This window comes from Blastococcus sp. CCUG 61487, assembly GCF_005222955.1.
Classification (GTDB): domain Bacteria; phylum Actinomycetota; class Actinomycetes; order Mycobacteriales; family Geodermatophilaceae; genus Blastococcus.
On the sequence record NZ_LWUA01000292.1, the window covers coordinates 1 to 24,260 of the forward strand.

Genomic DNA, 24,260 nt, shown 5'->3' on the forward strand with positions numbered 1-24,260 from the left:
TGCGCCCGGTCGGCGACCCCGACGCCGACGCGCGCGCGGTCGCCGAGACCCTGGGCCGGGCGGTCCGGCTGCGCCCCGTGGAGGGCGCCGGCGCGGACGTGGCCGCCGTGCACCTGGTCTCCCGCCAGGCCATCGAGCGGGCCGCGGATGGCGAAGTGCCGGAAGGGTGCTCGGCGGAGGACCCGCGCGCCAACGTCCTGCTCGACCTCCCGGACGACGACGAGCGCAACTGGGTGGGGCGCACGGTCCGGATCGGCACCGCGGAGCTGAGGATCACCCGCACCCCGAAGCACTGCCTGGGCGTGTACGCGGAAGTGCGACAGCCCGGCGAGATCAGCGTCGGGGACGCCGTGCTGCTCTAGCCTCCGGCCGTGTCGCGCAGCCGAGCCGCCGTCGTCCTCGCGGTCCTGTCGCTCGCCGCGTGCTCGGGGGAGCAACCGGGGCGCGTGGCCGGACCCCCGGCCTCCTCGTCGGCCTCCTCGGCCCCGGCCCCGGAGAGCTTCACGCTGGTGGCCACCGGGGACGTGCTGGTGCACCAGGGCGGGCGGCTCACCGGTGGCGCCGAGCAGCCGGACGGCAGCCACGACTTCCGTCCGGTCTTCGCGCCGGTCGCCGGGATCATCGGCGCCGCCGACCTGGCGATCTGCCACCTGGAGACGCCGGTCGCCCCCGAGGGCGGGCCGTACCGGGGCTATCCGAGCTTCGCCGTGCAGCCGGAGATCGTCGACGCGCTCGCCGGCGCCGGCTACGACCTGTGCTCCACGGCCTCCAACCACAGCCTCGACGACGGCTTCGAGGGGCTGGTGCGGACGATCGACGCGCTGCGCTCGGCCGGGATCGCGCCCAGCGGTACGTACCGCAGCCAGGCCGAGAGCACCGCCGCCACCCTGGTCGACGTCGACGGGGTGAGGGTCGGGCACGTCGCGGCCACCTTCGGCCTCAACGGGGTGCCACTTCCGCCCGGGCGGGAGTGGTCGGTCGACGTCGTAGAGCCGCCCGATGTCGAGGCGATGCTCGCCGCCGCGGCGCGGGCCCGTGCCGCCGGTGCCCAGATGGTGGTGGCCACCCTGCACTGCTGCCGGGAGTACCAGCACGACCCGACAGCTGCGCAGGACGCCGCCGTCCGCACGCTGGTGGCCTCGCCGGACGTCGACCTGGTGCTCGGCCACCACGCGCACGTCGTCCAGCCGTTCGAACTGGTCGAGGGCGAGTGGGTGGCCCACGGGCTCGGCAACCACCTGGCCGAGCACGCGACCCGCGGCCACCCGACCGAGGACTCGGTGGCCGCCCGCTTCACCTTCACCCGCGGCCCCGACGGGCGGTTCGCCGTCTCGCGGGCCGAGGCGGTGCCGCTGACGATCGACCTGGGGCCCGACGCCGTCCGCATCGTGCCGGCCGGGCCGGAGGCGTTCGCCCGCATCGCCGCCGTCCTCGACCGGCGCGGCGCGGTGGCCGACGGACTGGAAGTCGTGCCGGGCTGACCGCGGCGTCGCACTAGGCTCGGGGCGCCTGTCCGTCCGACGTCTGGAGCGCCCTCGTGTCGACCCCGCCCTCGCCCACCTCTGTCGGCTCCGTCCGGGTGCCGGCCGGGACGACGGCGATGCAGGCGCTCAAGGACGGCGGCGTGCCGCTCAAGGGGCCCGACGGAGCGGTGGTCGTCCGCGACCTCGCGACCGGTGAGCTCAAGGACCTCGCCTGGACCCCGGACGCCGACGCCGACGTCGAGCCGGTCCCCGCCGCCAGCGCCGACGGCCGCGCGGTCATCCGGCACTCGACCGCGCACGTGCTGGCCCAGGCGGTGCAGGAGCTGTTCCCGGGCACCCGGCTGGGCATCGGCCCACCGGTGGAGAACGGCTTCTACTACGACTTCGACCCGGAGCGGCCGTTCACCCCCGAGGACCTGCAGGCCCTCGAGAAGAAGATGACCGAGATCGTCCGGGCCGGGCAGAACTTCTCCCGCCGCGAGATCAGCGACGCCGACGCGCAGGCCGAACTGGCGCACGAGCCGTACAAGCTGGAGCTGATCGGCCTCAAGGGTGGCGCGGACGACACCGAGGGCGCCAGCGCCGAGGTCGGCGGCGCCCAGCTGACCATGTACGACAACCTCGACCCGCGCACCGGTGAGCTGGTCTGGACCGACCTGTGCCGCGGGCCGCACCTGCCGCGGACCAACAACATCCCGGCGTTCAGCCTCACCCGCAGCGCGGCCGCCTACTGGCGGGGCAGCGAGAAGAACCCGCAGCTGCAGCGCATCTACGGCACCGCGTGGGAGAGCAAGGACGCGCACAAGGCGTACCTGGAGCACCTCGCGGAGGCCGAGCGCCGCGACCACCGGCGGCTGGGCGCGGAGCTGGACCTGTTCAGTTTCCCCGACGAGATCGGCTCCGGACTGGCTGTCTTCCACCCCAAGGGCGGGGTGGTCAAGCGGGAGATGGAGGACTACGTCCGCCGCCGGCACCTCGAGGAGGGCTTCGAGTACGTCGGCACCCCGCACATCAGCAAGGGCGGGCTGTTCGAGACCTCGGGGCACCTGCCGTACTACGAGGACACCATGTTCCCGGCCATGGAGCTGGACAACTCGAAGTACTACCTCAAGGCCATGAACTGCCCGATGCACAACCTGATCTTCAGGTCGCGCGGGCGGTCCTACCGCGAGCTGCCGCTGCGGTTGTTCGAGTTCGGCTCGGTGTACCGCTACGAGCAGTCCGGCGTCGTCCACGGGCTGACCCGGGTGCGCGGGCTGACCCAGGACGACTCGCACAGCTACGTCGCCCCGGAGCAGGCGCCGGGCGAGGTGCGCCACCTGCTGGCGTTCGTGCTGGGTCTTCTGCGCGACTTCGGGCTGGACGACTACTACCTGGAGCTGTCCACCCGCGACGACTCGGACAAGTTCATCGGGTCCGACGAGGAGTGGGCGGTCGCGACGGCGGTGCTCGAGGCGGCGGCCCGCGAGACCGGGCTGGAGCTCGTGCCCGACCCGGGTGGCGCGGCCTACTACGGGCCCAAGATCTCGGTGCAGGCGCGCGACGCCATCGGCCGGACCTGGCAGATGTCGACCATCCAGTACGACTTCAACCAGCCGGCCCGGTTCGGCCTGGAGTACACCTCCGCCGACGGCGGGCGGGAGCAGCCGGTGATGATCCACTCGGCCAAGTTCGGCTCGATCGAGCGGTTCTTCGGCGTGCTCACCGAGCACTACGCCGGCGCCTTCCCGGCCTGGCTGGCCCCCGTCCAGGTGGTGGGCATCCCGGTCACCGACGAGCAGGTGCCCTACCTGGCCGACGTCGCGCTGCGGCTGCGGTCCCAGGGCATCCGGGTCGAGATCGACGACTCCGACGACCGGATGCAGAAGAAGATCCGCACCGCCAGCAAGCAGAAGGTCCCGTTCGTGCTCATCGCCGGGGCGACCGACGCCGACGCCGGTGCGGTCTCCTTCCGCTACCGCGACGGCTCGCAGCGCAACGGGGTGCCGATCGACGATGCCGTCGCGCAGATCGCGGCCTGGGTCGCGGCCCGGCGCAACGCCGATCCCACCGCCGATCCCACCGCCGGCACCCCGCAGGTGGCCGGATGACCGACGGCACTCCCGGGCAGGCGTTCGAGCACCTGTGGACGCCCTACCGGATGGCCTACATCCGGGGCGAGGGCAAGCCCACCGGCGCCCACGACTGCCCGTTCTGCGTCATCCCGGCGATGAGCGACGAGGACGGCCTGGTCGTGGCCCGGGGGACGACGGTCTTCGCGGTGCTCAACCTCTACCCGTACAACGCCGGCCACCTGATGGTCGTGCCGTACCGGCACGTGCCCGACTACACCGACCTGACCGTCGAGGAGGTCGCCGAGCTCGGCGCGTTCACCCAGACCGCGATGCGGACCATCAGGGCCGTGGCCGGCGCGCACGGCTTCAACATCGGGATGAACCAGGGCTCGGTGGCCGGGGCGGGGATCGCCGACCATCTGCACCAGCACGCCGTGCCGCGCTGGGGCGGCGACACCAACTTCATGCCCGTCGTCGGGCTCACCCGGGTGCTGCCGCAGGTCCTGCGGGAGACCCGGGTCCTGCTCGCCGAGGCCTGGGCGGAACACGCCGCGGCGCCGGCCGCTGCCCAGCAGGCGGAGGGCTGATGCTCGGCGTCAACGCCCGGCCCGTCATCGCCAAGGTGGTCGCACCGGTGGTCCCCGCGCTGCAGCGCGCCGGGGTGACCCCGGACATGGTGACGATCACCGGCACCCTGGGGGCGGTCCTCTCCGCGGTGCTCCTCATCGGCAACGGCGAGCTGTTCTGGGGCGCCTTCGCCGTGTGGATGTTCGTGATGCTGGACATGCTCGACGGCGCGCTGGCCCGGGCCCGCGGCGGCGGCTCGGTGTTCGGCGCCGTCCTCGACTCGGTCGGCGACCGGGCCGCCGACGCCGCCATCTTCGGTGCGCTGGTCTGGTGGTTCTCCGGCGCGGGGGACAACCGGCTGATCGTGCTGCTGGCCCTGGTCTGCCTCGTGCTGGGCGTGCTCACCAGCTACATCAAGGCGCGCGCCGAGGGCGTCGGGCTCTCCTGCGACGTCGGCATCGTCGAGCGGACCGAGCGGCTGATCCTGGTGCTGGTCGGCACCGGGTTCACCGGCCTGGGCATCCCGTACGCGCTGCACGTCGCCCTCGTCGTCCTGGTCGCCGGCAGCGCGGTCACCGTGGTCCAGCGGATGATCGCCGTCCACCGCGGCGCCGGCGGTGCCTCCCTCCCGGCGCCCCCGCCGTCGTGACCGAGCCGGCGAGCCTGCGCAGCCGGATCTCCGGCCGGCTGACCGATGCCGGGTTCGCGGCCGGCTGGCGGGCGGTGCGCATGCTGCCCGAGCCGGTCGCACGGGCCGGCTTCGACCGGGCCGGCCGGTGGGCGGCCGGCCGGGACGGGACCGGCGTCCGCCAGCTGAAGGCGAACCTCCGGGTGGCCACCGGCGGCGCCCTGTCCGAAGCCGAGCTGGACGCGCTGACCGACCGGGCGATGAGCTCCTACGCGCGCTACTGGCAGGAGGCGTTCCGGCTGCCGACGCTCACCGCCGACCGCATCCGCCGCGACACCGTGCTCCCCGGGCTGGAGCACATCGTCCGTGCCCGTGAGCAGGGCCGCGGGGTGGTCGTCGCGCTGCCCCACAGCGGCAACTGGGACGCCGCCGGCGCGTGGTTCGTCGACTGGCTCGGCGGACCGTTCATGACCGTGGCCGAGCGCCTGAAGCCGGAGTCGCTGTACCGCCGCTTCCTCGAGTACCGCGAGACGCTGGGCTTCCGGGTGGTCCCGCTGACCGGTGGTGAGCGCCCGAGCTCCGAGGTGCTGCGGGACTGGCTGGCCGACGGCGGGGTCGCCTGCCTGCTCGTGGACCGGAACTTCGGCGCCGGCGGTCTCCCCGTGGAGTTCTTCGGCCGCCCGGCCACGATGCCGTCGGGGGCGGCGCTCCTGGCCGAGCGGACCGGGGCGGCCCTGGTGCCGGCCGTCTGCCAGTTCTCGGACGCCGGCTGGCTGGTCACCGTGCACCCCGAGATCCCGGTGCGGGGGGAGGGCCGGCTCAAGGACCGGGTGGCGACGGCGATGCAGGGGGTGGCCGACGCGTTCGCCGCGACGATCGCCACGCAGCCGGAGGACTGGCACATGCTCGGCCGGATCTGGGCCGACGTCCCGCCCGACCCGCCGCGCCGGGGCGCCGACCGGACAGCCGCCGGGGTGCGCTGATGCGCATCGGCCTGGTCTGCCCGTACCGCTGGGACGTCCCCGGCGGAGTGCAGTACCACGTGCGCGACCTCGCCGAGACGCTGCGCGGCCTGGGCCACCACGTCGAGGTGCTGACCCCGGCGGAGCGCGAGGAGTCGCTGACCGAGCCGTACCTCACCTTCGCCGGGCGCACGGTGCCCGTGCCCTACAACGGCTCGATGGCCAGCGTCCAGTTCGGCCCGGTGTCCGCCGCCCGGGTGAGCCGCTGGCTGCGGGAGGGCCGGTTCGACGTCGTGCACGTCCACGAACCGGCGCCCCCGTCGGTCTCCCTGCTGGTGTGCATGATCGCCGACGGTCCGATCGTGGCCACCTTCCACGCGGCCACGATCCGGTCGAAGGTGCTGGCCGCGTTCGGCCCGATGGCGCGCCCGTGGCTCGAGCGGATCAGCGGCCGGATCGCCGTCTCGGACTTCGCCCGCCGGGTGCAGGTCGAGCACCTGGGCGGCGACGCGGTGATCATCCCCAACGGGGTGCACGTCGACGCCTTCGCCGAGGGGCCGACGCTGCCCGGGGTGGGCGGGGACCCGGACCGCCCGGTCGTCGGCTTCCTCGGCCGCTACGACGAGCCCCGCAAGGGGCTCCCGGTGCTGCTCGAGGCGATGCGCGGGGTCGTCCGCCACCATCCGGGCGCGCGGCTGCTCGTCGCCGGGCGCGGGAACGCCGACCAGCTGTGGCGGCTCGTGGGGCCCGACCTGCGGCCGCACGTCGAGCTGCTCGGCGAGGTGTCGGAGGCGGACAAGGCCGCGTTCCTCCGCTCGGTCGACGTCTACTGCGCGCCCAACCTGCTCGGCGAGTCCTTCGGCGTGATCCTCATCGAGGCGATGGCCGCCGGCGCCCCCGTCGTCGCCAGCGACCTGGACGCCTTCGCCCGCGTGCTCGACGACGGCGGCGCGGGGCTGCTGGTGCCGAGGGGCAGCGCGGACGCGCTCGAGCGGGCGCTCCGGCAGCTGCTGGCCGACCCCGCCGAGCGGGCCCGGCTGTCGGCCCGCGGGTCGGAGGTCGCCCGGACCTACGACTGGCAGGTGCTCGCCCGGCGCATCCTCGCCGTCTACGAGACCGTCGTCCGGCCGCGGAGCTCCCACGGGCGGCGGGAGGACCAGTAGCCTCCGGCCTCATGGGTGCCGAGCCATGGGTGTGGATCGCCGTCGCGGTCGTCCTCGCCCTGCTGGCGTGGGCCGCGTGGACCGCGGTCCGGTTGAGCCGCCTGGAGGGCCGTGTCGCCCGGGCGCGGGCCGCGCTGGAGACGCAGCTCCAGCGGCGCGCCGCGCTGGCCGCGGACCTCGCCGCGGAGCACGCGCGCGAACTGGGCGAGGAGCGCGCCCGTGCCCTGGCGCGGGCGGCCGCCGACGCGCTGTCCGCGACGGGGGACCGGGAGGCGGCCGAGAACGCGCTGGGCCGTGAGCTGCGCGATCTGGCGCCCGACCTCTCGGGCATCCCGTCCGCGGTGCTGACCGAGCTGGCGGCCACCCGCACGCGGGTGGCCCTGGCCCGGCGGTTCTACAACGACGCGGTGCGCGACACCCAGGCCCTCCGCCGGCGCCGGCTGCCCCGCCTGCTGCGGGTGCACGCCGGCCGGCCGCTGCCCCGGTACTTCGACATCGACGACCGGCTCGAGGCGGTCCCGACCGGCGCCGGGAGCAGGTCGGCCGATCGGCCGTAGGATCCAGCCGTCCCGCACTTCGTCGAGCGTTAGGCCGTCCCCGTGTCCGAGTCCACGCCCTCCACCGGAACCGACCGCGTCAAGCGCGGGATGGCCGAGCAGCTCAAGGGCGGCGTCATCATGGACGTCGTCACCCCGGAGCAGGCGAAGATCGCCGAGGACGCCGGCGCCGTGGCCGTGATGGCCCTGGAGCGGGTGCCGGCCGACATCCGGGCCGAGGGCGGCGTCTCGCGGATGAGCGACCCCGACATGATCGACGGGATCATCGCGGCGGTCTCGGTCCCGGTCATGGCCAAGGCCCGCATCGGGCACTTCGTCGAGGCGCAGGTGCTGCAGGCGCTCGGCGTCGACTACATCGACGAGTCCGAGGTGCTCACCCCGGCCGACGAGGCGCACCACATCGACAAGCACGCGTTCACCGTGCCGTTCGTCTGCGGCGCGACCGACCTCGGCGAGGCGCTGCGCCGGATCTCCGAGGGCGCGGCGATGATCCGCTCCAAGGGCGAGGCGGGCACCGGCAACGTGGTCGAGGCGACCCGGCACATGCGGTCCATCCGCGCCGGGATCAAGGCACTCGGCACGCTGGACGAGACCGAGCTGTTCGTGGCGGCCAAGGAGCTCCGCGCGCCGTACGACCTCGTGGCCGAGGTGGCGCGCCTGGGCAAGCTGCCGGTCGTGCTGTTCACCGCCGGCGGCATCGCCACCCCGGCGGACGCCGCGATGATGATGCAGCTCGGCGCCGAGGGGGTCTTCGTGGGCTCCGGGATCTTCAAGTCCGGTGACCCGGCGCAGCGGGCCGCGGCGATCGTGCAGGCGACGACCTTCCACGACGACCCCGACGTCATCGCCAAGGTCTCCCGGGGGCTGGGCGAGCCGATGGTCGGCATCAACGTCGCCACGCTGCCCGACAGCGAGCGGTACGCCACCCGCGGGTGGTGACCCGGCCGCGGATCGGGGTGCTCGCCCTCCAGGGCGACGTCCGCGAGCACCTGGCCGCGCTGCGCGAGCAGGGGGCCGACGTCGTCCCCGTGCGCCGTCCCGAGGAGCTGGCCGCCGTCGACGGCGTCGTGCTGCCCGGTGGCGAGTCGACCACCATCGCCAAGCTCGCGGCCCGGTTCGGACTGCTCGAGCCGCTGCGCGCCGCGGTGCGCGCGGGCCTGCCGGCCTACGGCTCGTGCGCCGGGATGATCCTGCTGGCCGACCGGCTGCTCGACGCCCCGCCGGACCAGGAGACGGTCGGTGGCCTGGACGTGACCGTCCGGCGCAACGCCTTCGGCCGGCAGGTCGACTCCTTCGAGTCCGAGATCGCCCTGGCCGGGCTGGCCGGCGGGCCGCTGCACGCCGTGTTCATCCGGGCTCCGTGGGTCGAGGAGGCCGGGGAGGGGGTCGCCGTCCTCGGCCGGGTCGTCGGTGGCGCGGCCGACGGTAGGATCGTCGCCGTCCGCCAGGGGAACCTGGTGGCCACCAGCTTCCACCCGGAACTCACCGGGGATCGCCGGGTGCACGCGCTGTTCGTCGACATCGTCCGCCGTCGCCTGGCCGAGCGGGCGAGCACCAGCGAGGAGAGCACATGAGCGGCCATTCCAAGTGGGCGACGACCAAGCACAAGAAGGCCGGCATCGACGCCAAGCGGGGCAAGCTCTTCGCGAAGCTGATCAAGAACATCGAGGTCGCCGCGCGCACCGGCGGTGGTGACCCGGCCGGCAACCCGACGCTGTTCGACGCCATCCAGAAGGCGAAGAAGAGCTCGGTGCCCAACGACAACATCGACCGGGCGGTCAAGCGCGGTTCCGGCGCGGAGGCCGGTGGCGTCGACTACCAGGGCATCACCTACGAGGGCTACGCCGCGGGCGGTGTCGCCGTCCTCATCGAGTGCCTGACCGACAACAAGAACCGCTCGGCGATGGAGGTCCGCACCGCCATGACCCGCAACGGTGGGTCCATGGCCGACCCCGGGTCGGTGTCCTACCTGTTCTCCCGCAAGGGCGTCGTCGTGGTGCCCGCGGCGGACGGCGTGGACGAGGACAGCGTGCTCCTGGCGGTCCTGGACGCCGGCGCCGAGGAGGTGCGCGACCTCGGCGACGCCTTCGAGGTGGTCTGCGAGCCGGGTGACCTCGTGGCGGTCCGCACGGCGCTGCAGGACGCAGGCATCGACTACGACTCGGCGGACATGGGGTTCCTGCCCAGCGTGCAGGTCGAGCTGGACGAGGAGACGGCGGGCAAGGTCTTCCGGCTGATCGACGCGCTCGAGGACCTCGACGACGTGCAGAACGTCTACGCCAACTACGAGGTGTCGGACGAGATCATGGAGAAGGTCACCGCCGACGCCTAGGGCGTGTCGGGGCCCGGCCCTGTCCGCCCTTCCGGTTAGCGTGGGTCGAACATCCGTTCGGCTCGCACCAGGAGGCGTCGCATGCGCGTGCTCGGCATCGACCCGGGCCTCACCCGGTGCGGCTGGGGAGTGGTCGACGGGCGGCCCGGTGCGCGGCCGACCGCCGTCGGCGTGGGTGTCGTGCGCACGATGGCCGACCTGGACCTCGAGCTGCGGCTGCTCGAACTGCACACCGCGGTCACCGCGCTGCTGCGCACCCACCGGCCCGACGTCGTGGCGATCGAGCGGGTCTTCACCCAGAACAACAAGGGCACCGCGACCGGCACGGCGCAGGCAGCGGGGGTGGCCGCGCTCGCCGCCGCGCAGGCCGACCGGCCGGTCGCCTGGCACACGCCCAGCGAGGTCAAGGCGGCGATCTCCGGCAACGGACGCGCGGACAAGGAGCAGGTCACCCTGATGGTCACCCGAGTGCTCGGCCTCGCCGAGGCGCCCAAGCCGGCCGACGCGGCCGACGCGCTCGCGCTGGCGGTCTGCCACGCCTGGCGCGGCCCGGCGCAGCAGCGGCTGCGCTCCGCCGCGATCGCCGGCGGCATCGGCGCACCCGTCGTGCCGCGCACGCTGCCCCGCTGGCAGGGGGTGGCCGCGCGATGATCGCCTCGGTGAACGGCCGGGTCGCCGCCGTCTCGCCCGACGGCGCCGTCGTCGAGGTGGGCGGGGTGGGCCTGGCGGTGCAGTGCACGCCCGGCACGATCGCGCGGCTCCAGGTGGGGGAGAACGCGCGGCTGTCGACCAGCCTGGTCGTGCGCGAGGACTCGCTGACCCTCTACGGCTTCGCCGACGACGACGAGCGCTCCCTGTTCGAGCTGCTGCAGACCGCCAACGGCGTCGGCCCACGGCTGGCCCAGGCGGTGCTGGCCATCCACCCACCCCGGGAGGTGCGCCGGGCGGTGTCCATGGCCGACGTGAAGGCGCTCATGCAGGTGCCGGGCATCGGCAAGAAGGGCGCCGAGCGGCTGATCCTGGAGCTGCGCGACAGGCTGGGCTCGGTCACCACCGACACCTCGCTGGACGGCCCCGCGCCGGCCGGGCTGCCCGCGGTCACCCCCGTCGCTCCGTGGCGCGACCAGCTCACCTCCGCCCTGGTCGGGCTGGGCTGGACGGCCAAGGAGGCGGAGACCGCGCTGACCCAGCTGGCCCCCGTGGCCGACGCGCAGATCGTGGAGACCGGCTCGGTCGAGGTCGCGGTCCTCCTCCGCCAGGCGCTGCAACTGCTGGGTCGGTCCTGATGTCCTCCTTCGACAGGTCGCTCACCGGGGAGGTCAGCGGCGACCTCGGTCAGGAGTGGGCGGTGTCGCCGCAGGCCGGTGACGAGGAGCGGGTGGTCGAGTCGGCGTTGCGGCCGCACTCGCTGCACGACTTCATCGGCCAGCCCAAGGTCGCCCGGCAGCTGGCGCTGGTCCTGGAGGGCGCCAAGCGGCGCGGCCGCCCGCCGGACCACGTCCTGCTGTCCGGCCCGCCCGGGCTCGGCAAGACCAGCCTCGCCCTGATCATCGGCTCGGAGCTGGGGACGGCGGTGAAGATCACCAGCGGCCCGGCGATCGAGCGCTCCGGCGACCTCGCCGCGATGCTGTCCAACCTCGCGCCCGGTGACGTGCTGTTCATCGACGAGATCCACCGGATCGCGCGGCCCGCCGAAGAACTGCTGTACATGGCGATGGAGGACTTCCGGGTCGACGTCGTCGTCGGCAAGGGGCCCGGTGCCACCGCCATCCCGCTCGACATCAACCCGTTCACGCTGGTCGGGGCCACCACCCGGGCCGGGCTGCTGACCGGGCCGCTGCGCGACCGGTTCGGGTTCGTCGGGCAGATGGAGTTCTACGAGCCCGCCGAGCTGCAGCAGGTCCTGGCCCGCAGCGCCGACCTGCTGGGCGTCGAGCTCACCGACGAGGGATCGGCCGAGATCGCCGGCCGCTCTCGGGGCACCCCGCGCATCGCCAACAGGTTGCTGCGCCGGGTCCGCGACTACGCCGAGGTCGAGGCCGACGGGCGGGTCACCCGCGAGGTCGCCGAGGCCGCGCTGGCCCTCTACGACGTCGACCACCTCGGCCTGGACCGGCTCGACCGCGCCGTCCTGGAGGCGCTGGTCGGGAAGTTCGGCGGCGGCCCCGTGGGGGTGGCCACCCTCGCGGTCGCCGTGGGGGAGGAGCCGCACACCGTCGAGGAGGTGTGCGAGCCGTTCCTCGTCCGTGCCGGGCTGCTGGCGCGCACCCCCCGCGGACGCGTGGCCACGGAGGCGGCGTGGCACCACCTGGGCCGGCAAGTGCCCCGGGGTGGGATACCGCTCGGCCGGGTCTCCGTCGACCCACCCGGCGCGGGGGCGTCGGCGGAGCCGTTGTTCGACGCCTAGACTCACCCCTCGCTGGCGCGCAACTCGGAAGGCCGCGGCCGTGTGCGTCCCGACGGGGTCGCCACGCGCCCCGCCCGAGAGGCGGCGAGCGACCGACGCACCCGAGCGGTCTCCCGGACCGCACCGACCGCGGGGCAGCACCCGCGGCAGAGAGGCAACACCCGTGGATCCCTTTCTCCTGATCATGCTGGCGCTGCTGGCCGTGGTGCTGTTCGTGCTCCCGGCACGCCAGCGCAAGACCATGCAGCAGCGGGCCCAGGCCCTGCAGGAGGCGCTGACGATCGGTACGCCGGTCATGACCACCAGCGGTATCCACGCGACGGTGGCGGCGCTGGGCGAGACGACGGTCGACCTGGAGCTCGCGCCCGGCGTCGTCGTCACCTTCGCGCGGCCGGCGATCCTCGAGATCCGCCAGCCCGCGGGCGGCACGACCGGGATCGACGGTGACGGCGCGACCGGCGCCCGCCCCGGCGACGACCTGCCCTGAGCGGGGAGAAGCAGACAGTGGACCTCCGCACCGACGGCACCCTGCCGCTGGACGAGCAGATCGCCGCGCTCACCGTCGACATCCCCGACCACCCCGAGCCCGGGGTGCTCTTCCGCGACCTCACGCCCGTCTTCGCCGACGGGCCGGCGTTCCGGCGCGTGGTCGAGGGCCTGGCCGCGCCGGCCGACTCCGACCCGCGCGCGGCGGCCGTCGGCGGGGACGACAGCGATCGCCCGCCGTTCGACGTCGTCGTCGGCGTGGAGGCCCGCGGGTTCCTGCTCGCCGCCGCCGTCGCGCACGCCGCGGGCGTCGGGGTGGTCCTGGTCCGCAAGGCCGGGAAGCTGCCCCGCGAGCGGATCGCCGCCGACTACTCGCTCGAGTACGGCACCGCGACCCTCGAGCTGCACTCCGACGCCCTGAAGCCCGGCCAGCGGGTGCTGGTGGTCGATGACGTGCTCGCCACGGGCGGCACGCTCGCCGCGACCGTCGCCCTGGTGGAGCAGCTCGGCGCCGTCGTCACCGCCGTCTCGGTGGTCGTGGAGCTGACCGAGCTGGGTGGTCGCCAGCGCCTGGCGCCGCACGCCGTCCACGCCCTCTGGACCACCTGACAGGGGGAGAGGCGACCCCGGCCCGGTCCGGATGGGCGGCCCACCCGGCTAGCATGGGGAGGGTCTGTCTCTCCTCGAACCCGCAGGAGTCGCCGTGGCCTCCGACGTAGCCGCCGACGCCGCTCCCGCACGCCCCGGCCCGCCCGGTTCGACGACCGCCGATCCGGCCGCCTCCGCGCCCGGGACAGGCACCCCGGACGAGAAGACACGCCGTCCTCCGCTCCCACCGCTGCCGGCGCGACCCGGGGTGCGCCGCCCGGACGACGTCGGTTCGGAGCCCGGCGACGCCGAGCCCGGCGCCCCGCGCCGCCGCGTGCGCGACCGGCTCGCCCGCCGGATCGTGGCCGGCCAGCGCAGCACCGTCGTCCGTCCGGTGCTCGAGCCGCTGGCCGCGCTGCACCGGCAGAACCATCCGAAGGCCGATCTGGCGCTGCTCCAGCGGGCCTACGACGTCGCGGAGACCGCGCACGCCGGCCAGAAGCGGAAGAGCGGCGACCCCTACATCACCCACCCGCTCGCCGTCGCCACGATCCTGGCCGGCCTGGGCATGGACACCACCACCCTGGTCGCGGCGCTGCTGCACGACACGGTCGAGGACACCGGCGTCACGCTGGACACCATCGCCGGGGACTTCGGCACCGAGGTCGCCCACCTCGTCGACGGCGTCACCAAGATCGACAAGGTGAAGCTGGGCGACGCCGCCCAGGCCGAGACGATCCGCAAGATGATCGTCGCGATGTCGCGGGACCCGCGCGTCCTGGTCATCAAGCTCGCCGACCGGCTGCACAACATGCGCACGCTGCGCTTCCTCCCGCCGGAGAAGCAGGAGAAGAAGGCGCGCGAGACGCTGGAGATCCTCGCCCCGCTGGCCCACCGGCTCGGCATGAACACGATCAAGTGGGAGCTGGAGGACCTCGCGTTCGCCACGCTCTACCCGAAGCGGTACGACGAGATCGTCCGCCTGGTCGCCGAGCGGGCGCCGTCCCGGGACACCTACCTCGCCGAGGTGACCTCCGCGGTCACCGAGCAGCTCAAGGCGGCGAAGATCGAGGCGATCGTCACCGGCCGGCCCAAGCACTACTACTCGATCTACCAGAAGATGATCGTGCGCGGCCGCGACTTCACCGACATCTGGGACCTCGTCGGCATCCGGATCCTGGTCGACTCGGTCCGCGACTGCTACGCAGCACTCGGCATCATGCACGCGCACTGGCAGCCGGTGCCCGGGCGCTTCAAGGACTTCGTGGCGATGCCGAAGTTCAACATGTACCAGTCGCTGCACACCACGGTGATCGGGCCGCAGGGCAAGCCGGTCGAGCTGCAGATCCGCACGCACGACATGCACCGCACCGCGGAGTTCGGCATCGCGGCGCACTGGAAGTACAAGGAGAAGGCCCGGGCGGGCGGCAAGCCCAGCGCCGGCGAGTTCGGCGCACCTGCCAAGGCCGGCACGCCCGAGGACATGCTGTGGCTGCGCCAGCTGCTCGACTGGCAGCGGGAGGCGCAGGAGCCCGGCGAGTTCCTCGAGACGCTGCGCTACGACCTCGGTCCGCAGGAGGTCTTCGTCTTCACGCCCAAGGGCGACGTGATCAGCCTGCCGGGCGAGTCGACGCCGGTGGACTTCGCCTACGCGGTGCACACCGAGGTCGGCCACCGCACTATCGGCGCCCGGGTCAACGGCTCGCTGGTCTCGCTGGACAGCACGCTCTCCAACGGCGACGTCGTCGAGGTCTTCACGTCGAAGTCGCCCACGGCCGGTCCCTCGCAGGACTGGCTGTCCTTCGTCGGCTCCTCGCGGGCACGGACCAAGATCCGGCAGTGGTTCACCAAGGAGCGCCGCGAGGACGCCGTCGACGCGGGCAAGGACGCGCTCACCCGGGCCATGCGGAAGGCCGGGCTGCCGCTGCAGCGGCTGCTCGGCGGCGAGGCGCTCTCCACGCTGGCCAAGGACCTCCGCTACGCCGACGTCACCGCGCTGTACGCGGCGGTGGGGGAGAACCAGATCTCCGCCACCTCGGTGGTCGAGAAGCTGATCGCCGCGATGGGCGGCACCGAGGGCGCGGTCGAGGACATCGCCGAGACCGCGATCCCCACCAGCCGGCCCAGCCCGCGCCGCTCGGCCGGCGGCGACCCCGGCGTCGTCGTCCACGGCATGTCCGACGTGTGGGCCAAGCTCGCCAAGTGCTGCACCCCGGTCCCGGGCGACGACATCCTCGGCTTCGTCACCCGCGGTGGCGGGGTGAGCGTGCACCGCACCGACTGCACGAACGCCGACGACCTGCAGCGCAAGCCGGAGCGGCTGGTCGAGGTCGAGTGGGGCTCCCAGCCCGGATCGATGTTCCTCGTCGCGATCCAGGTCGAGGCGCTCGACCGGCACCGGCTGCTCTCCGACGTCACCAAGGCGCTGGCCGACGAGCGGGTCAACATCCTGTCGGCGTCGGTGCAGACCAGCCGCGACCGCGTGGCGATCAGCCGGTTCACCTTCGAGCTGGCCGACCCCGCGCACCTGGGTGCGGTGCTGCAGACGGTGCGCAACGTGGACGGCGTCTTCGACGTCGAGCGCGTCACCGCCTGACGGCTCCCGCTGGGATCAGGTCCCCTGATCGTCGCGCGTCCTCCCTCGCCGCCCACCACGAGGGAGGACGCTCGGACGTGAGGGAGGACGCCGCTTCCAGGCTCAGCCGGCGACGGTCATCGACTCGATGGTGACCGGCTCGGCCGGGGCGCCGTCGCTGGCGCCACCCTCGATGCCCGCCGCCGCGATCGCGTCGAGCACGGCGAGGCCGGCCTCGTCGATGGTGCCGACGACGGTGTAGTTCGGGTTGCCCTCGAGGCTGTCGCCGTAGACGAGGAAGAACTGGCTGGCGTCGAAGCCCTGCCCGGAGTTGGCCATCGCGATCGTCCCGCGCGGGTAGGTCTCCGAGCCCGTGGCCGCGGTCGGGTACTCGAACGCCGCGCCACCGCGGCCGGTGCCGCTCGGGTCGCCGCACTGCAGCACCTGCAGGCCGGGGCTGTCGGTGAGCCGGTGGCAGCCCGTGCCGTCGAAGAAGCCCTGCTCGGCGAGGTGGACGAGCGCGCCGGCCGCGCACGGCGCTGCGCCGCGGTCGAGTTCGAGGCCGATGTCGCCGACGCCGGTCGTCATGGTCACCGTCTGCGTGCCGCTGGTGGGCTGGTCGTCCGACGGCAGCTCCACCTCGGTGAGGTTCGGGTTCGCCGCGGCGTCGCGCGGGCTGTACGTGCAGGTGGACGCCGACGCCTCGGGCGCGTCGTCGTCGTCGGAGGAGAGCGCGCCCACGATCAGCAGAGCCACGCCGACGACGACGACGGCGGCGACGGCGGCCAGGGTGATGCCGAGGTTGCGACGACGCTTCTGCGCCTGCTCGGCGCGCCGCTCCAGCTGCCGCTGCAGGTGGCGCTGGGCAGCCTCGCGGCGCTGCTTGTTCGTGGGCACGGTCGGACTCCTCGGACGGGCGCGGTGCTCGGGCGTCGGCGGCGGGGCGATGTCACGGAGCCGCCCGCTCGACGCGATCGACGACGGATTCTAGGGGGCCGGGCTGGGCGTGCCCTGGCACGGCCGACGTCCGGCGCGCGCCCGCGTAACCTGCACGGGTGCTCATCCGCTCGTTCCCCGCAGGCGCCTTCGGCACCAACTGCTACGCCGTGGCCTCGGGCCCCGGGCAGGAGTGCGTCGTCGTCGATCCCGGCATGGACGCCGTCGAACCGCTGGCGCAGATGCTGGCCGACGACGGCCTCAAGCCGGTGGCTGTGGTGCTGACCCACGGCCACCTGGACCACACGTTCTCCGTGCTGCCGGTCTGCGACGGCTACGACATCCCCGCCTACCTGCACCCCGACGACCTCGGCATGATCGCCGACCCGGTGCGCTGGCACGGCCCGCAGCTGGCGCCGCTCATCACCGGGCTGCGCCTCCCGGACCCCAGCGACATCAAGACGCTGGACGACGGCGCGGTCCTGTCGCTGGCGGGGGTCGACCTGACGGTGCGGCACGCGCCCGGTCACACCCAGGGGTCGGTGATGTTCTCGATCGACCTCGGCGAGGCCCCGGGCCTGCTCGCCGGCGACGTGCTGTTCGCGGGGTCGGTCGGCCGCGTCGACCTGCCGGGCGGCTCGTGGGACGCGATGCTCACCTCGCTGCGCGACGTCGTCCTCCCGCTGGACGACGAGACGATCGTGCTGCCCGGCCACGGCCCGGCCACGACCATCGGCCGGGAGCGCGCCACCAACCCGTACCTGGCGGAGGCGGCGCAGGCGCCGAAGGGGCGGGGGCTCTAGATGGCCGGCATGACCGCGCCCAAGGGCACCTTCGACATCCTGCCGCCGGACTCCGCGCGGTTCCTCGCCGTCCGGGACACCCTCACCGCGCCGCTGCGGCGCGCCGGCTACGGCTACATCGAGGCGCCGGCGTTCGAGGCCACCGAGGTCTTCTCCCGGGGCGTCGGTGAATCCACCGACGTCGTCACCAAGGAGATGTACACCTTCACGGACCGCGGCGGCCGGTCGCTGACGCTGCGCCCCGAGCTCACCGCCGGGCTGATGCGCGCCTTCATCGAGCACCGGCTCTACGACGGCGCGCTCCCGGTCAAGCTGTGGAGCGTCGGGTCCGCGTTCCGCTACGAGCGGCCGCAGGCCGGCCGCTACCGCCACTTCACCCAGGTCGACTGCGAGGCGCTCGGGGTCGACGACCCGGCGCTGGACGCCGAGGTCGTGGCGCTCGGCGTCCAGGGCTTCCGCGACCTGGGGCTCACCGACTTCGAGCTGCTGCTCACCTCGCTCGGCGACGCCACCGACCGCCCCGCCTACCGGGAGAAGCTCGTCGCCCACCTCGCGAAGCTCGACCTGGACGAGGAGACGCGGCAGCGCGCGCAGATCAACCCGCTGCGGGTGCTCGACGACAAGCGGCCCGAGGTGCAGGCGCAGCTCGACGACGCCCCGCTGATGGTCGACCACCTGTCCGACAGCACCCGCGCGCACTACGACGCCGTCCGCCAGCACCTCACCGACCTCGGGGTCCGCTGGACCGAGGCGCCGCGGCTGGTGCGCGGGCTGGACTACTACACGAAGACGACGTTCGAGTTCGTCCACCACGGCCTCGGCGCGCAGTCGGCGATCGGCGGCGGCGGGCGCTACGACGGCCTCTCCGCCGCCCTGGGCGGCCCCGACCTGTCGGGGATCGGCTACGCCGTCGGCGTCGACCGCACGCTGCTCGCCGTGGCGGCCGAGGGGCTCGACATCGGGACGACGGCGGCGGTCCAGGCGTTCGTCGTGCCGCTGGGCGCCGAGGCCAAGCGGCTCGCCGTCCGGCTGGTCGGGCAGCTGCGCGAGGCCGGCGTCGCGGCGGACACGGTGTACGGCGACCGCGGCCTCAAGGGCGCGATGAAGGCCGCCGACCGCTCGGGCGCCTCGCACGTCCTCGTCGTCGGCGAGCGGGACCTCGCCGAGGGCGTGGGCCAGCTCAAGGACCTGCGCACCGGCGAGCAGACCGCCGTCCCCGTCGCCGACCTGTTCGACACCGTGCGCGCCGCGGTCGGCTCCTGACCTCCCGCTCCACCCGATCCGAGAGAGAGACCCACACGTGCTCCGCAGCCATGACGCCGGAACCCTCCGCGCGTCCGACGCAGGAACCACCGTCACCCTCGCCGGCTGGGTGGCCCGCCGCCGCGACCACGGGGGCGTGGTCTTCCTCGACCTGCGCGACGCGTCGGGCTACGTGCAGGTGGTCGTGCGCGAGGAGGAGGCGCACCACCTGCGCAACGAGTACTGCGTGCTCGTGACCGGCGAGGTGCGCCGCCGTCCGGAGGGCAACGAGAACCCGGAGCTGCCCACCGGCGAGATCGAGGTGGCGACGACGTCGCTGGAGGTGCTCAGCCAGTCCGAGCCGCTGCCGTTCCCGATCGACGACCACGTCGAGGTCGGCGAGGAGACGCGGTTGCGGCACCGCTACCTGGACCTGCGCCGTTCCGGGCCGGCCGCCGCGATGCGGCTGCGCAGCGAGGTGAACCGGGCCGCCCGCACCGTGCTGGAGGGCGCCGGGTTCGTCGAGATCGAGACGCCGACGCTGACCCGCTCCACCCCCGAGGGCGCCCGCGACTTCCTGGTGCCGGCCCGCCTGCAGCCGGGCAGCTGGTACGCCCTGCCGCAGTCCCCGCAGCTGTTCAAGCAGCTGCTCATGGTCGCCGGGATGGAGCGGTACTACCAGATCGCCCGCTGCTACCGGGACGAGGACTTCCGGGCCGACCGGCAGCCGGAGTTCACCCAGCTGGACATCGAGATGAGCTTCGTCGAGCAGGACGACGTCATCGCGGTGGGGGAGCAGATCGTCGCGGCGCTGTGGGCGCTGATCGGCGTCGAGATCCCGCTGCCGATCCCGCGGATCACCTACGCCGAGTCGATGCGCCGGTACGGCAACGACAAGCCCGACCTGCGCTTCGGTGTCGAGCTGGTCGAGTGCGCCGAGTTCTTCGCCGAGACGCCGTTCCGCGTGTTCCAGGCGCCCTACGTCGGCGCGGTGGTCATGCCCGGCGGGGCCTCGCAGCCGCGCAAGCAGCTCGACGCCTGGCAGGAGTTCGCGAAGCAGCGCGGCCACCGCGGGCTGGCCTACGTCCTCGTGCAGGAGGACGGCTCGCTGGCGGGGCCGGTCGCGAAGAACCTGTCGGACGCCGAGCGCGCCGGCATCGTGGCCCACGTCGGCGCCGCACCCGGCGACTGCATCTTCTTCGCGGCGGGCGAGCCGGCGCCGGCCCGCAGCCTGCTGGCCGCCGTCCGGCTCGAGATCGGCGCGCGCTGCGGGCTGATCGACGAGAGCCGGTGGGAGTTCGTCTGGGTGGTCGACGCCCCGCTGTTCGAGCCCGCGGGGGAGAGCGGCGACGTCGCCGTCGGCGGGGGCGCGTGGACCGCGGTGCACCACGCCTTCACCTCGCCGAAGCCGGAGTGGATCGACAGCTTCGAGTCCGACCCGGGCAACGCGCTGGCCTACGCCTACGACATCGTCTGCAACGGCAACGAGATCGGTGGTGGATCGATCCGCATCCATCGCAAGGACGTGCAGCAGCGGGTCTTCGACCTCATGGGCATCGGGCCCGAGGAGGCGCAGGAGAAGTTCGGGTTCCTCCTCGACGCCTTCTCCTACGGCGCCCCGCCGCACGGGGGCATCGCCTTCGGCTGGGACCGCGTCGTCATGCTTCTCGCCGGCGCCCCGTCGCTGCGCGACGTCATCGCGTTCCCGAAGACCGGGGGCGGGTTCGACCCGCTCACCGGTGCGCCGGCGCCGATCACCGACGTTCAGCGGGCCGAGGCGGGCATCGACGCCACTCCGGCGGCCGAGGAGGCCACCCCTTCGGCCTGACCTGCGGCGTCCGGTCCGGGCCACCGGTAGCGTCGGGCGCATGCCGCTGCACGCCCGCACCCTGCTCGGTCCCGGTCCGTCCAACCCGTACCCGGAGGCGCAGGCCGCGCTCGGGTACCCGCTGCTCGGGCACCTCGACCCGGTGTTCATCGACGTGCTGGACGAGACCTCCGAGCGGTTGCGGCAGGTCTTCGGGACGGCGAACCGGCGGACGCTGCCGCTGTCGGCGACCGGCTCGGCGGGCATGGAGGCGTCCTTCGTCAACACCGTCGGACCCGGGGACGTCGTCGTCGTCGCGGTGAACGGGCTGTTCGGGCAGCGGATGACCGACGTCGCCGCGCGTTGCGGAGCCGAGGTGATCGCCGTCGAGCACGAGTGGGGGCAGCCGGTCGACGCCCAGCGCGTGCTGGACGCGCACCCGTCGCCGAAGCTGATCGCGGCCGTGCACGCCGAGACCTCCACGGGCGTGCTGTCGGACCTGTCCGACCTGGCCGCCGGCAAGGGCGAGGCGCTGCTGCTGGCCGACTGCGTGACCTCGCTCGGGGGCATCCCGGTGCGGCTGGACGAGACGGGCATCGACCTCGCCTACGCCGGGTCGCAGAAGTGCCTGGGCGTCGCGCCGGGGCTCGCGCCGTTCTCGATCAACGACCGCGCCTGGGAGCGCCGGATCGAGAAGCCGCAGAGCTGGTACCTCGACCTCGGGCTGCTGGGCGGCTACGCGGGCGAGGCGACAGGATCGGGGCGGACCTATCACCACACCGCGCCGACCGGGATGGTCGTGTCGCTGAATGCGGGGCTCGGCCGGATCCTCGAGGAGGGGCTGGACGCCGTCCACGCCCGGCACGCCGAGGCCGGCCGGCTGCTGCAGGAAGGGCTGGGCGAGCTGGGCCTGGAGCTCTTCGCGGCCGAGGGGCACCGGCTGCCCCAGCTCACGACCGTGCGGGTGCCCGAGGGCGTGGACTCGGCCGCCGTCCGCCGAGAGCTGCTCGAGCGCTTCGACCTGGAGATCGGCGCGGGGGCCGGGGCGTACGCCTCGTCGGTGTGGCGGATCGGCCTCATGGGCCCGAACGCCGCCCCTGACAAGGTGGCCCTCGTGCTCGCCGCGCTGAAGGCGGTCCTCGGCCGCTGACCCGCGGCCCCTGCGTAGTTGATCATCGTCTGCGTGCCCGTCGGCTCGGCGTGTGCGCGCGCGTCCCGAGCACGGAGGCGATGATCAACTCGGCTGCCACCCGCGGCTGATCAGCGCGCGGCGGGTGCGCTCCACCACGGCCACGCTGCCGTGCCGCGACGCGAAGCGGAGTGCCAGCCACCCGTCGGCCGCCATCAACGAGTAGCGGTCGATGTCGCGGTCGAACTGGTCGCGGTCGGCGTGCTGGCGACCCTCGTACTCGAGCGCGACCTTCCACCGCCCGTACCCGAGGTCGGCGTGCGCGACCGCCCGCCCCCACCGGTCGTGCACCGGGAGCTGCAGCTCGGGCTCGGGGAGATCACTGGCCAGCAGCCAGTAGCGCAGAAGGCTCTCCCGGGGGGATGCGGCGCGGCCGTCGACGTGCGGTGCCCACCGGCGCGCCCGCACCACCCCGCGGACCCGGTCGGCACGGGTGAGCCGCGCAGCCAGCGCGGCCGCGTCCGTCGCGCCCAGGCGCACCAGCCCGTCGCCGAGTGCGAGCAGGTCGGCGGGGGCCAGGTGAGGGGCCAGGTCGAGGAAGGTCTGCGCTCCGGACGTGAGACGCAGCCCGTCCCGCTCCACGACGTCCTCCTCGCCGAGGGACCTCGCGTGGACCGAGAGCCCGGAGTGCTGGGGGAGCACGCGGCGAGGCGTCAGGACGACGTGCACCCCGCCGCGCGTCGGGACCGGCGCTCCGACCAGGGCGGCCGCCGTCCCGAGCCCGAACGCGGCGTCGTCCGGGAGGCGCAGCGCCCAAGCGCGGCACCGCGTGGCGAGATCGGGCTCCAGGGCGCGGGAGACGTAGAGGCCGCGGGCGACGGGCCGACCGTCGTCGCGGATCTGCGTGCGGGTCACGCCGAGCGATCGGGCCTGCCGCCAGGTGTAGACGCCGTCGAGGCGGATGCCGTCCATGCCCCGACGCTCACCGGCCCGGCACCGTCGCGGGGCCCACCGCGGGGATCTGTGGACCGGGCAGCCACCTGTGGACGCCGACCCACCGAGTCGATCATCGTCTCCGTGCGCGCAGCTACGGCGTGCCTGACCGTGTTGCGGACACGCAGACGATGATCAACCGAGGAAGGGCGGGCGCGCAGGGGCCGCACGGCGGCCTCCGGTGACAGACTCCGGCGCGTGGTGCCGAGCACGCGCTACGCCCGCAGCGGAGACCTGTCCATCGCCTACCAGGTGGTCGGGGACGGCCCGTTCGACCTGGTGGTCGCACCGGGCTTCATCTCGCACCTCGAGTGGAACTGGCAGGAGCCGTCGCTCCACGCGTTCATCGACCACCTGGCCTCGTTCAGCCGCGTCGTCCTCTTCGACAAGCGCGGAACGGGGCTCTCCGACCCGACCCCCGGCCCGGCCACCCTGGAGGAGCGCGTCGAGGACCTGACCGCGGTCATGGACGCGGCGGAGATCGAGCAGGCCGCCGTGCTCGGGGTCTCGGAGGGCGGGTCGATGGCGATGCTCTTCGCCGCGCAGCACCCTCAGCGCACCCGCGCACTCGTGCTCTACGGCGCCTTCCCGCGGCTGACCCGGGGGCCGGACTTCCCGGACGGCGTCGACGAGGCGGCGATGACGGTCCTCCTCGACGGCCTCGTCGAGCGGTGGGGGGAGGGGGTCGCGCTGGGCGTGTGGGCGCCCAGCCGCCGCGGCGATCCCGCGTTGCGCGCCTGGTGGGGGACGCTGCAGCGGATGGGCGCCAGCCCCGGCATGGCGCGCCGGCTGTTCTCGCTCTACGCGGGCATCGACATCCGCGACGTGCTCCCGACCATCCGCGTCCCCACGCTGGTGGTGCACCGGCGCGGCGACCAGATGGTGCCCATCGGCATCGGCCGCTACCTCGCCCGGACGATCCCCGGGGCACGGCTGGTCGAGCTCGAGGGGGACGACCACATGTTCTTCGTCGGCGACGCCGACGCCGCGGTGGCGGAGATGGAGGAGTTCCTCACCGGTTCCCGGCCGGCGCCGACGCCGGTGAGCACCGTGCTGGCGACCGTGCTGTTCGCCGACGTCGCCGGATCCACCGAGCTCGTCGCGAGGATCGGCGACGCCGCGTGGACCACCATCCGGGAGCGCTTCCTCGTCCTGGCCCGCCGCGCGCTGGTCCGCTTCGCCGGGATCGAGGTCGACGTGGCCGGCGACGGGCTGCTGGCCACCTTCGACGGCCCCGCCCGGGCGATCAGGTGCGCGCTGGCCCTGGACGAGGCGGCCGAGGGGGCGGGCCTGCGGGTGCGGGTGGGCGTCCACGCCGGGGAGGTGGAGCGGCTCGACGACGGCGGGGTGGCCGGGCTCGCCGTCCACATCGGGGCCCGCGTGATGGCGGAGGCGGAGCCGGGCGAGGTGCTGGTCTCGGGCACCGTGAAGGACCTGGTGATCGGCTCGGGGCTGCACTTCGTCGACAGGGGCGCCCGCGCGCTGCGGGGCGTCCCCGGCACCTGGCCGCTGTTCGCCGTCGTCACCTAGCTGTACTGCCCAGAGAC

At 73.9% G+C, this 24,260-nt stretch carries 23 protein-coding genes and 1 pseudogene; 22 read left to right on the forward strand and 2 right to left on the reverse strand.

The genetic code is table 11. The features are described 5' to 3' along the window. The 17 genes and pseudogenes from A6V29_RS19975 to A6V29_RS20055 all read left to right on the forward strand — a co-directional run. A pseudogene (locus tag A6V29_RS19975) lies at nt 1-362 on the forward strand (MOSC domain-containing protein); the annotation flags it as partial. A 9-nt stretch (nt 363-371) separates the two neighbouring features. Continuing rightward, nucleotides 372-1,481: a CapA family protein gene (locus A6V29_RS19980; RefSeq protein ID WP_137161937.1), complete on the forward strand. Its 1,110-nt coding sequence runs from the start codon at nt 372-374 to the stop codon at nt 1,479-1,481. A 56-nt stretch (nt 1,482-1,537) separates the two neighbouring features. Next, on the forward strand, nt 1,538-3,574 hold the full coding sequence (gene thrS, locus A6V29_RS19985) for a threonine--tRNA ligase (protein WP_137161938.1): 2,037 nt from the start codon (nt 1,538-1,540) through the stop codon (nt 3,572-3,574). Then, nucleotides 3,571-4,125: an HIT family protein gene (locus A6V29_RS19990; RefSeq protein WP_137161939.1), complete on the forward strand. Its 555-nt coding sequence runs from the start codon at nt 3,571-3,573 to the stop codon at nt 4,123-4,125. The genes thrS and A6V29_RS19990 overlap by 4 nt, the downstream gene beginning before the upstream one ends. Further along, nucleotides 4,125-4,754, forward strand: a complete 630-nt coding sequence (gene pgsA, locus A6V29_RS19995; protein ID WP_137161940.1) for a phosphatidylinositol phosphate synthase — start codon at nt 4,125-4,127, stop codon at nt 4,752-4,754. The genes A6V29_RS19990 and pgsA overlap by 1 nt, the downstream gene beginning before the upstream one ends. After that, nucleotides 4,751-5,716: a phosphatidylinositol mannoside acyltransferase gene (locus A6V29_RS20000; RefSeq protein ID WP_249933371.1), complete on the forward strand. Its 966-nt coding sequence runs from the start codon at nt 4,751-4,753 to the stop codon at nt 5,714-5,716. The genes pgsA and A6V29_RS20000 overlap by 4 nt, the downstream gene beginning before the upstream one ends. Continuing rightward, nucleotides 5,716-6,858, forward strand: coding sequence for a glycosyltransferase family 4 protein (locus tag A6V29_RS20005; protein WP_137161941.1), 1,143 nt, complete (start codon nt 5,716-5,718; stop codon nt 6,856-6,858). Before A6V29_RS20000 ends, A6V29_RS20005 begins: the two co-directional genes overlap by 1 nt. Nucleotides 6,859-6,869: 11 nt before the next feature. Then, the gene (locus A6V29_RS20010; protein ID WP_137161942.1) at nt 6,870-7,415 is read left to right on the forward strand and encodes a LemA family protein; all 546 of its coding nucleotides are present in this window, start codon (nt 6,870-6,872) and stop codon (nt 7,413-7,415) included. A gap of 42 nt (nt 7,416-7,457) precedes the next feature. Beyond that, the gene (gene pdxS, locus A6V29_RS20015) at nt 7,458-8,354 is read left to right on the forward strand and encodes a pyridoxal 5'-phosphate synthase lyase subunit PdxS (protein ID WP_137161943.1); all 897 of its coding nucleotides are present in this window, start codon (nt 7,458-7,460) and stop codon (nt 8,352-8,354) included. Continuing rightward, nucleotides 8,351-8,989 (forward strand): pyridoxal 5'-phosphate synthase glutaminase subunit PdxT, encoded by a 639-nt coding sequence (gene pdxT, locus A6V29_RS20020; RefSeq protein WP_137161944.1) that lies wholly within the window; start codon nt 8,351-8,353, stop codon nt 8,987-8,989. Before pdxS ends, pdxT begins: the two co-directional genes overlap by 4 nt. Then, the gene (locus A6V29_RS20025) at nt 8,986-9,747 is read left to right on the forward strand and encodes a YebC/PmpR family DNA-binding transcriptional regulator (RefSeq protein ID WP_137161945.1); all 762 of its coding nucleotides are present in this window, start codon (nt 8,986-8,988) and stop codon (nt 9,745-9,747) included. The genes pdxT and A6V29_RS20025 overlap by 4 nt, the downstream gene beginning before the upstream one ends. 81 nt (nt 9,748-9,828) lie before the next feature. Next, nucleotides 9,829-10,398: a crossover junction endodeoxyribonuclease RuvC gene (gene ruvC / locus A6V29_RS20030; RefSeq protein ID WP_137161946.1), complete on the forward strand. Its 570-nt coding sequence runs from the start codon at nt 9,829-9,831 to the stop codon at nt 10,396-10,398. Next, complete coding sequence (ruvA, locus tag A6V29_RS20035; RefSeq protein WP_137161947.1) at nt 10,395-11,033, forward strand: Holliday junction branch migration protein RuvA; 639 nt, start codon at nt 10,395-10,397, stop codon at nt 11,031-11,033. The genes ruvC and ruvA overlap by 4 nt, the downstream gene beginning before the upstream one ends. After that, nucleotides 11,033-12,154 (forward strand): Holliday junction branch migration DNA helicase RuvB, encoded by a 1,122-nt coding sequence (gene ruvB, locus A6V29_RS20040; RefSeq protein WP_170977980.1) that lies wholly within the window; start codon nt 11,033-11,035, stop codon nt 12,152-12,154. The genes ruvA and ruvB overlap by 1 nt, the downstream gene beginning before the upstream one ends. Nucleotides 12,155-12,317: 163 nt before the next feature. Beyond that, nucleotides 12,318-12,641 carry a preprotein translocase subunit YajC gene (yajC, locus tag A6V29_RS20045; RefSeq protein WP_212719682.1) on the forward strand — a complete coding sequence of 108 codons (324 nt, stop codon included), beginning with the start codon at nt 12,318-12,320 and terminating at the stop codon, nt 12,639-12,641. A gap of 17 nt (nt 12,642-12,658) precedes the next feature. Next, the gene (locus A6V29_RS20050) at nt 12,659-13,249 is read left to right on the forward strand and encodes an adenine phosphoribosyltransferase (RefSeq protein ID WP_283956386.1); all 591 of its coding nucleotides are present in this window, start codon (nt 12,659-12,661) and stop codon (nt 13,247-13,249) included. 94 nt (nt 13,250-13,343) lie between these two features. Continuing rightward, nucleotides 13,344-15,824: a RelA/SpoT family protein gene (locus A6V29_RS20055; protein ID WP_137161948.1), complete on the forward strand. Its 2,481-nt coding sequence runs from the start codon at nt 13,344-13,346 to the stop codon at nt 15,822-15,824. 102 nt (nt 15,825-15,926) lie between these two features. Here the strand turns inward: A6V29_RS20055 and A6V29_RS20060 are convergent, their stop codons facing one another. After that, nucleotides 15,927-16,700 (reverse strand): peptidylprolyl isomerase, encoded by a 774-nt coding sequence (locus tag A6V29_RS20060; protein WP_137161949.1) that lies wholly within the window; start codon nt 16,698-16,700, stop codon nt 15,927-15,929. A 158-nt stretch (nt 16,701-16,858) separates the two neighbouring features. Here A6V29_RS20060 and A6V29_RS20065 point away from each other — a divergent pair, with 158 nt between their 5' ends. The 4 genes from A6V29_RS20065 to A6V29_RS20080 are packed head-to-tail and all read left to right on the forward strand — an operon-like array spanning nt 16,859 to nt 21,741. Then, the gene (locus tag A6V29_RS20065; protein ID WP_137161950.1) at nt 16,859-17,542 is read left to right on the forward strand and encodes an MBL fold metallo-hydrolase; all 684 of its coding nucleotides are present in this window, start codon (nt 16,859-16,861) and stop codon (nt 17,540-17,542) included. A 9-nt stretch (nt 17,543-17,551) separates the two neighbouring features. After that, complete coding sequence (gene hisS, locus A6V29_RS20070) at nt 17,552-18,805, forward strand: histidine--tRNA ligase (protein ID WP_249933372.1); 1,254 nt, start codon at nt 17,552-17,554, stop codon at nt 18,803-18,805. A 37-nt stretch (nt 18,806-18,842) separates the two neighbouring features. Continuing rightward, complete coding sequence (gene aspS, locus A6V29_RS20075) at nt 18,843-20,612, forward strand: aspartate--tRNA ligase (RefSeq protein ID WP_137161952.1); 1,770 nt, start codon at nt 18,843-18,845, stop codon at nt 20,610-20,612. Between the two features lie 40 nt (nt 20,613-20,652). Next, the gene (locus A6V29_RS20080) at nt 20,653-21,741 is read left to right on the forward strand and encodes a pyridoxal-phosphate-dependent aminotransferase family protein (RefSeq protein ID WP_137161953.1); all 1,089 of its coding nucleotides are present in this window, start codon (nt 20,653-20,655) and stop codon (nt 21,739-21,741) included. Nucleotides 21,742-21,825: 84 nt separating this feature from the next. Here the strand turns inward: A6V29_RS20080 and A6V29_RS20085 are convergent, their stop codons facing one another. Next, nucleotides 21,826-22,692: a putative endonuclease domain-containing protein gene (locus A6V29_RS20085; RefSeq protein ID WP_137161954.1), complete on the reverse strand. Its 867-nt coding sequence runs from the start codon at nt 22,690-22,692 to the stop codon at nt 21,826-21,828. A 219-nt stretch (nt 22,693-22,911) separates the two neighbouring features. On the opposite strand from A6V29_RS20085, the gene A6V29_RS20090 reads away from it, so the two are divergent. Further along, on the forward strand, nt 22,912-24,243 hold the full coding sequence (locus A6V29_RS20090) for an adenylate/guanylate cyclase domain-containing protein (protein WP_137161955.1): 1,332 nt from the start codon (nt 22,912-22,914) through the stop codon (nt 24,241-24,243). Nucleotides 24,244-24,260 lie beyond the last annotated feature (17 nt).